The organism is Denitratisoma oestradiolicum (assembly GCF_902813185.1).
Taxonomy (GTDB): Bacteria; Pseudomonadota; Gammaproteobacteria; order Burkholderiales; family Rhodocyclaceae; genus Denitratisoma; species Denitratisoma oestradiolicum.
Genome location: NZ_LR778301.1, coordinates 4,160,984 through 4,168,563 on the forward strand (window position 1 = coordinate 4,160,984; position 7,580 = coordinate 4,168,563).

Consider the following 7,580-nt stretch of genomic DNA (forward strand, 5'->3'; position numbering starts at 1 on the left):
CGCTTCGCGTCTTCCCATTTCTCCCCCTGCGCTGGAGGGCACATGACCGCTGACCATCTGCTGCCCGCTAATGCCACACCGCTGGAGCGGGCGCTATCCCTGGCGACCAATTCGTTGTCCCGGCTGACACTGCCGGCAGATGCGATCCGCCAGTTCAAGACCGATCCGTCTGACCCGCTGCTGCCTTGGCTGATCTGGGAATACGGGCTGGGCGAATTGCTGCCCTATTTGCCGGAGCCGCGCGCGCTCATCGCTGAGGGCATCCTCTGGCAGAGACTGCGTGGCACCCCGGCCGCGCTGGCGACCGCCTTGTCCTGGATCGGGATGCGCGCCACGGTCGAGCAGGAACCGCCCGGTGTTCGCTTTGCCGAGTTTCAACTCGATCCGGGAGAAGTGCTCGACAACGACACGGCGATTGCCAACCTGATCGCCATCGCCCGTCTGTCGGCACCGGCCCGCAGTCGGCTGTCACGCATCTATCACGGCCATGACCTGCGCCGCGTCTTGCTCGATGAGAGTCGGCTGGGCGAGGCGCTGCTGTCCGATCACAGTGGGGTGTTCTGGCGGGACGGGCAGACCAAGTTGTCCTTTGGCCGGGGCCACCAATGGGTGAACCCACCGCCCGACATCGTGCTGGCGCCCGCGCGGGAGGCTGTGCGCTTTGTGGTAGCCCGCCTGATCGACCGCACCCTGTTGGACTTTTCCAGCTTGGGTGAACCAGGCCACACGCTCAACGAGGAGATCCTGCACTCGCACCTGTTCACGCTCGCTAATGCGCTGGGCGTGCCTGATCCATTGGGGATGCGCCCCGAGCGGAGGTTTTGCCGGGCGATGGTGGTGCTCTCGGACAGCACGCCCTTGGGCGACATCAACGCCAACCTGCCGCGCTTTGTCTGGCGGGAGACGGGCGCGCCGATAGCGCTGGGTAGCGGTGACCGGTTGTCCGCAACGCCACACCGGCTGACACGGGTAGAAGTGTTGGAGCGCTTCGTTCGTGGCCATCCGGGTGATCTGGTCGTGCCGACCTTGGCTCTACAGAGTCACCGTGCTCGGCAGGCTATCTCCCGGGTTCAGGCCCGTGCCGATCAGGCGCTGGGGATGTGGGCCTTGGGCGAATCGTTGCCTAGCCTGGACCAGGGTTTTGTACGCCGCGATCACACCCGAGGCAACCCTGCCTTGCCCGATGCCGCTGGCTGGCGGTCACGCCTGTATCAACGGGCTCAGGTGGTGCTCAGTGAAGTCATTCTGGGCGAGATCAATACCCGCACGCCCCGGCGAGCACTGCTGCGCACACGGCCGCTGTCCACCCTCGGCGATCTCACCTTGGGTGATGTGGCCGAGGTCGAGTGGCGAACGCTGACCGAGATGCACATCGCTATCTCGGGCTTCACCGATGCGACGCCCTACGGGTTTGTAGAAACGCCAAGCAGCCTGTCGCGCTTGCTGACCCGAAGCACCGGGCGCAACACCCACACGCAGGCTGCGCCCTCGCGTGTGGCCTTGGCCAGCGGTCGTGCCACCTGGAGCGGCCAGACCTGGACCGGCGTGCGCTGGCCGACCTCGAGTTGGACCGACACCCGCGAGCTGATTGGCTGCGCCCACAGCACGCAGTCCTGATTTCTCTACCCCCATTCATTTTCTGGAGCACCCGATGGCCATCCTGACTGCCAGCGGTCGCGCTGCGCTTGCCGCCGCGATCAAAGAACAAACCCTGCACCTCGCCCTGGGCGAGGGCGATCCGCTGTGGGACACCACCAAGGCGATCAGCACATCCTTCGATGAAGCGGGTGTGATCGAGCTGGGCTTCCAGCATCTGGCCGACATCCGCGTCACCTCGCTCGATGACCAGACCGAGTACACGCTCGACATCGACTACAGCGCCAATGCCCGCGAGGGCGTGATCCGGCGTCTGCCGGCCAGCACCATCCCCGAACAGGGCGAGGTGACGATCCATTTCAAGGTTTCCCATCCGCCCGAATCCATAGGCCAGACGGCGCTGTTGCGCGAAGTAGGCCGCCGGGTGGTCGATGAGGCGCATTTCGTCGCCGCTGACCCAGAGGGCGAGATCGTGGTGCCGACCGGACGCTACCGGCTGGTCACCGAGCCCACGAACCACCTTTTCATTCGGGTGCGCTTCGACTTCGAAGATGCCGCCACCAGCGTGGTGCGCGAGCAAGGCCTCTTCGTCGGCACCCAGACCGATCCCGAACTGCCCGTTGGGCAGAAATTCTTCGTGCCGAGCCAAGTCGTTGAGCCCGGCATCCTCCTCGTGCTGCAGAACTCGGTGCCCATCGTGCGCCAGCCCTCGACTCGCGAGACCTTCGAATTCGTCGTCACTTTCTAAATCGCGAGGCCATCCATGATCGAGCGTTACTACAACCTGTTTGACCCGGCCAAGCACTACACCCAGCTCTTGTTCCGCGCCGGCGACGGCCTGCAATCCCGAGAACTCAACGAGATCCAGACCACCCTGATCCACCGTCTGCAGGGCGTGGCTGATGCGCTGTTGAAGGATGGCGACATCGTCAGCGGGGCCAACCTGCAGATCGAGGCTGATTCGGGCCTCGTGACCCTGGAAGCCGGTCGTGTCTATCTGCGTGGCGCGGTGCGCGAGGTGCCTGCCGCCACGTTCACAGTGCCGGTCGATGGTCGGGTGGCCGTCGGCGTGCGCTTCACTACCCGCACGGTCACCGAACTCGAAGACCCCAACCTTCGCGAACCCGCCGTCGGCGTGCGCAACTACCAGGAGCCGGGTGCCGGGCGGCTGCAGGAGACCCTCGCCTGGGGCTGGGAAGGTGCCGGCACCAGTGATGGCCAGCCCGGTGATTTCCACGCAGTCTATGCGCTGGACAACGGCATCCTGGAGAACCGCCGCCAGCCGCCGGTGCTCGATGGCGTGATTGCGAGCCTGGCGCGCTACGACTATGACGCCAACGGCCACTACGTGACCGAAGGGCTGGGCGTGCGTTTCCTCAGCACCAATACCGATGCCCAAGAGCACATTTTCTCGGTCGCCGAGGGCCGCGCCAACATCGACGGCTTCAAGGTCGAGCGCAGCCAATCGCAGCGCCTGCGGCTGCCCATTGACCCGGACCTGCAGCGGGTGTCCTCGGAACCGCAGGTCTTCAACGACAGCGGCGATGGCTCGATGGTCGTCACGATCAACCGTCCGCCGTTGGCGCAGGTGCTCGACATCAAGGTGACCCAGCAGAAGACCGAGACCGTGGTCCATGGCGCTTTCACCGGCAGTCGCGATGTCTTGACCGAACCGACGGTGGTGGCCGTGCTCACCATCAAACAAGGCACGACCACCTACGCCCAGGGCACCGACTACAAGGTCGTCGGCGATGAGATCGACTGGAGTCCGGGCGGTGCCGAGCCGGCACCCGGATCGAGCTACCAGGTCACCTACCAGTACATCGCCAGCATCACCCCGACCCACCTGACCGACACCGGCTTCAAGGTCACGGGCGTGGTGCAGGGTTCCACGATGTATATCGACTACCAGTGGAAGCTGCCGCGCGTGGATGTGCTGGCGCTCACCGCCGATGGCCAGGTGGAACGCATCAAGGGGATTTCACAGGTGAGGAACCCCATCGCGCCCACGGTGCCCGCTTCGCGGCTGGCGCTGGCCGAGATCGCCTATGACTGGCGCAATGGCGCTGAGCCTGCGGTGCGCAATATTGCGATTCGCACCATCAAGGTCTCGGAACTGACCGCGATGCAGCGCCAGATTGCCGACCTCTATGACCTGATGGCGCTGGAGCGCCTGCGGGTGGACGCCAACATCCGTGAGCCCGCCGCCAAGAAGGGGCTGTTCGTCGACAACTTTCTCGACGATGACTTGCGCGACCAGGGTGTGGCGCAGACCGGCGCGGTGGTGGCGGGTGTCCTGACCCTGCCGATCACCGCCAGTGCCCAGCACGCCAAGGACAACGGAAACACGCTACTGACACTGGACTACACCCTGACGCCTGTGGTGGAACAGTTGGCCCGCACAGGGTCGATGAAGATCAACCCCTACCAGGCCTTTGAGCCTGTGCCGGCCCGGGTGACGTTGAACCCTGCGGTTGACCAGTTCACCGTCACAAACACCACCTGGGCGTCGGACGTCACCGAGCGCCTGATCACTGGCAGCGGTGTGCTCGAACAGGTCGTGGAGACGCGTCGTTCGGAGCAGGTGCTTGCTTCCTCGAGTGAGGAAGCCCAGTTTCTGCGCAGCTTGCAGGTCGACTACACAGTCATGGGGTTTGGGCCGAACGAAGCCCTGGCACAACTGCGCTTCGATGGCATCGGGATCGGCCAGCCAGCCGGCACGGCAGCCAATGCTTCCGGTCTGCTCACGGGCAGCTTCCAGATACCGCAGGCGATTCCGGCTGGCGCCAAGTTGGTGGAATTCCTGGGTGCCGGCGGCAGCTACGGCTCGGCGACTTATGTCGGGCGAGGCCAGATCGTCACCGAAACGCGCCGACGCATTCTGACTACGGTGGTGCGCCGTTGGGACCCGCTAGCGCAGACCTTCACGCTGCCCGAGCGCCGCACCATCGGCGGGCTGGAGCTGTGGTTCACCACCAAGGGTGGCTCGGCTCCCGTGATCGTGCAGATCCGCGAGACGCAGGTCGGCATGCCCACCACCACGGTGCTGACTGAAGGTCGCTTGGCGGCCTCGGACATCAAGACCGACGGCAACCCGACCCGGATCACGCTCGATCCGGTGGCGCTCGAGGCCAACCGCGAGTACGCCATCGTGGTGCTCACGGACGACGCGAACCACGCCGTGTCGGTCGCGGAACTCGGCAAGTACGACCCGCGCACCGGTTGGGTCACCGCTCAGCCCTACCAGATCGGTTGTACTGCTCTCATCGAGCAATGGCATCACCTGGACACCGCACCAGACGCAGGACCTGACGTTTCGGCTGCTGGGCTGCCGGTTTTCGCAGACGAGCAAGACGGTCTCGCTGGGCCAGTACACGGTGACCAACCTGTCGGATGTGATGGCACTCGCGGGCGTTGAGCGTCCAGCGGCTGGCACCGACGTGCAGTTCCTGGTGACTGATGCGCAAGGGCGGATCTACACCCTGTCGGAAGATCAGGGGCTGGCCTTGAGCGAAGCTCTCGGGCAACCTGGCGGTGTCGGCCAAGCTCACGGGTTCGGAAGCGGCCAGTCCGATCCTCTACCCGGGCACGCAGCTGGTGTTCGGCACGCTGGAGGCCGCTGGCGACTACCTGTCGCGGGCGATTCCGGCTGCTGCCACCTTCAATGTGTCGGTGACCTTCGATGCGCTGACGCCCGGCACCTCGAGTGTCTCGGTGCAGGCGGAGTCAGGCACGCCGGGCAGTTTCCAGGCGCTGTCCTTGTCTTCTGGCGTGGAGGTGGGCAACGGCTGGGTGGAACGTACCTACAAGACCACCAGCCTCGTCGGCGTCGGTGCCGACCGCACCACGCGCGTGAAGCTGGCGTTGTCCGGAACACCAACACCGGCCCTTCGTGCGCAACTTGCGCGTCATCGTCACCTGATGGGGATGAGCGATGACCCATGAGCGCACGCCGCGCGGCTATCCGCTGCCGCACCCAGAGCACCTGCTGTCTGAAGACGTCCTCAACCTGCGTGAGGCTCTCACCCGCATCGATGCGGATGTGGCCGCGCAGGAGGCGTCCACCCAGCAGGGCCAAGACCAACTCACCGAACGGCTGCACCGCCAGCAATTGCGGGTGTTTCACCAGTTCGGCTTTTAAGAGGAGTTTCCCATGGCCAAAGACCCCTTGCTGCGCGATGCAGTGCGCGCGATCAAAGCCAAGATTGAAACCGCTGCCGAGATCGCCACACCCGAAGAGCTGGCGTACCTCGGCACCGCCATCGACCGCATCGGTGGTCGCGCCACCGTCCTTGAGGTCGAGGAGATGGGCGACATCAAGATGGCGGAGATGTCGGCGCACGCGACCTCCGTAGAGACAGCGACGCTCGACACCATTGCCACGGCCGCTGATGTGGCCATTGCCAACGTCACGGCCACCAAGACAGCGGCCGAGACCGCGATCACCGCCACCAAGACGGCGGCGGAAGCCTCGGTCACCCAGACCAAGAACGCGGCCTTGGCCGTGATGGCACAGACAGAGACCAGTACGGTGGCCACCGTCAATGCGGCGGCCCAGACCGCGATCCAGCAAACCGCCAGCAGCCGTGACCAAGCCATCGCCGCGACACAAGGCGCGGCTGACCAGGCGATCTCCGCCACGCAAAGCGCGGCCGATCAGGCCGTGGCCACGGCGCAAGCCGCTGCCAACAGCGTCACCCAGCAACTGGTGCTGGGGCGCAAGACCTTCTTCTTGGCCCAACTCTAAGGAGCTCCCTCAATGTCCATTTTGGGAACGGCGCTGCCAGCCGCCAACACGCTGGCGACCCTTTATGAAGTGCCCACCGGACGTCGCGCTGTGGTCAATGTCGCGGCTTGCAACAAAGGCACAGCTGCGGCCAAGGTGCGCGTGGCGCTCACCGCGTCAAGCACGCCGGCCGAAAGCGAATTCATCGAATTTGAAGTGAGCCTGGCGGCGACCGAAGTGCTGGAGCGCACCGCACTTTCCTTGGCCGCCGGTCAGAAGATCGTGGTGCAGGTCAGTGCCGCCACCGTCAGCTTCAACGTCTGGGGCATCGAGGAGGTGGCGTAATGGGACGATTTTTGCGCACGCTGCCGGTCGAGACCGCCCCGGCCTATGAGAAGCAGCCCCTGCCCTGGTGGTATACTCCTCGTACAACAACAGCCCGGACTGCAGCATCTACGACTCGGATTTCAATCTGGTCAGCCGGGCCAACCAGACCAATGCGGGCAATGCCTGGGCGACCTCGGGCGAGATCTGGTCGGACTACACCGGCTGGAACTACACCAACGGCCAGGTGAGTTCCAGTTCGGCAGGTACCTATTGGATCAAGGCCACGCCCTGCTATTCGGTCGATGGCCACCAGCTGCTGCGCCTGTCCGCCAATGGCGGCATGGCGATGCGTCAGCCCGACCAGATGGGCAGCTTCATGGCCAATTTCGGCGTGATCGTGGGGCCTGAAGGCTATCGTCAGCCGATGTCGCTGTGGTTCTCCGGCACCACCTTGCGCCAATACACGCGCGGTGGCTTTGCCCAGCTGGATCAACTCACCACCGGCCTGGCAACTGCCTCGGCCGCCCCAATATGTGGATTTCAGCTGGAACGCCAACGGCTCGACCGGCTACACCGAGAGCCAGGTACCGGATGCGGGTCATCCCGACCAAGAAAGCGGCAAGATCGCCCCATGGCGTTTCGCAGCCGAGCAACTGCTCGCACATGGCGGTGCTCACGCCCGGCACCGGCAACACCGGCACGCTGGACACCAACTTCACGACCGTGTCCCACCACGTCCTACGGCATCGAGCAGGGCAGCTACTACGGGATGCGTCACCAGATCACCTGGGACAACCAGTGGGTGGCAGCTTTCGCGCCCTATTACTACTACGGCTCTGGCCTGTCCGGGCACGTTGTCAACACCGATGACCCGACGCGCTACTACCGGCTGTCCACAGCAGCAGTTCCTGTGGCGTCTCGATCATCCCGA

The 7,580-nt window shown here is 64.7% G+C and carries 8 protein-coding genes; all 8 read left to right on the forward strand.

The window, feature by feature from the left end; all coding sequences use genetic code 11:
- Positions 1 to 42 precede the first annotated feature (42 nt).
- A complete protein-coding gene (locus tag DENOEST_RS19065; RefSeq protein WP_183148296.1) occupies positions 43 to 1,617 on the forward strand; it encodes a phage tail protein in 1,575 nt (524 codons plus the stop codon).
- 34 nt (positions 1,618 to 1,651) lie between these two features.
- Complete coding sequence (locus DENOEST_RS19070) at positions 1,652 to 2,344, forward strand: hypothetical protein (RefSeq protein ID WP_145770253.1); 693 nt, start codon at positions 1,652 to 1,654, stop codon at positions 2,342 to 2,344.
- A 15-nt stretch (positions 2,345 to 2,359) separates the two neighbouring features.
- Positions 2,360 to 5,014: a DUF4815 domain-containing protein gene (locus tag DENOEST_RS19075; RefSeq protein ID WP_197970672.1), complete on the forward strand. Its 2,655-nt coding sequence runs from the start codon at positions 2,360 to 2,362 to the stop codon at positions 5,012 to 5,014.
- Between the two features lie 116 nt (positions 5,015 to 5,130).
- On the forward strand, positions 5,131 to 5,541 hold the full coding sequence (locus DENOEST_RS20015; protein ID WP_197970673.1) for a hypothetical protein: 411 nt from the start codon (positions 5,131 to 5,133) through the stop codon (positions 5,539 to 5,541).
- The gene (locus DENOEST_RS19085; RefSeq protein WP_145770251.1) at positions 5,531 to 5,737 is read left to right on the forward strand and encodes a hypothetical protein; all 207 of its coding nucleotides are present in this window, start codon (positions 5,531 to 5,533) and stop codon (positions 5,735 to 5,737) included. Before DENOEST_RS20015 ends, DENOEST_RS19085 begins: the two co-directional genes overlap by 11 nt.
- A 12-nt stretch (positions 5,738 to 5,749) precedes the next feature.
- Entirely contained in the window at positions 5,750 to 6,343 is a 594-nt protein-coding gene (locus DENOEST_RS19090; protein WP_145770250.1) for a hypothetical protein, read from the forward strand.
- 12 nt (positions 6,344 to 6,355) lie between these two features.
- Entirely contained in the window at positions 6,356 to 6,667 is a 312-nt protein-coding gene (locus tag DENOEST_RS19095) for a hypothetical protein (RefSeq protein ID WP_145770249.1), read from the forward strand.
- Between the two features lie 67 nt (positions 6,668 to 6,734).
- Positions 6,735 to 7,580, forward strand: an 846-nt coding sequence (locus DENOEST_RS19100) for a hypothetical protein (RefSeq protein ID WP_197970674.1), incomplete at its 3' end; no start/stop codon positions are given.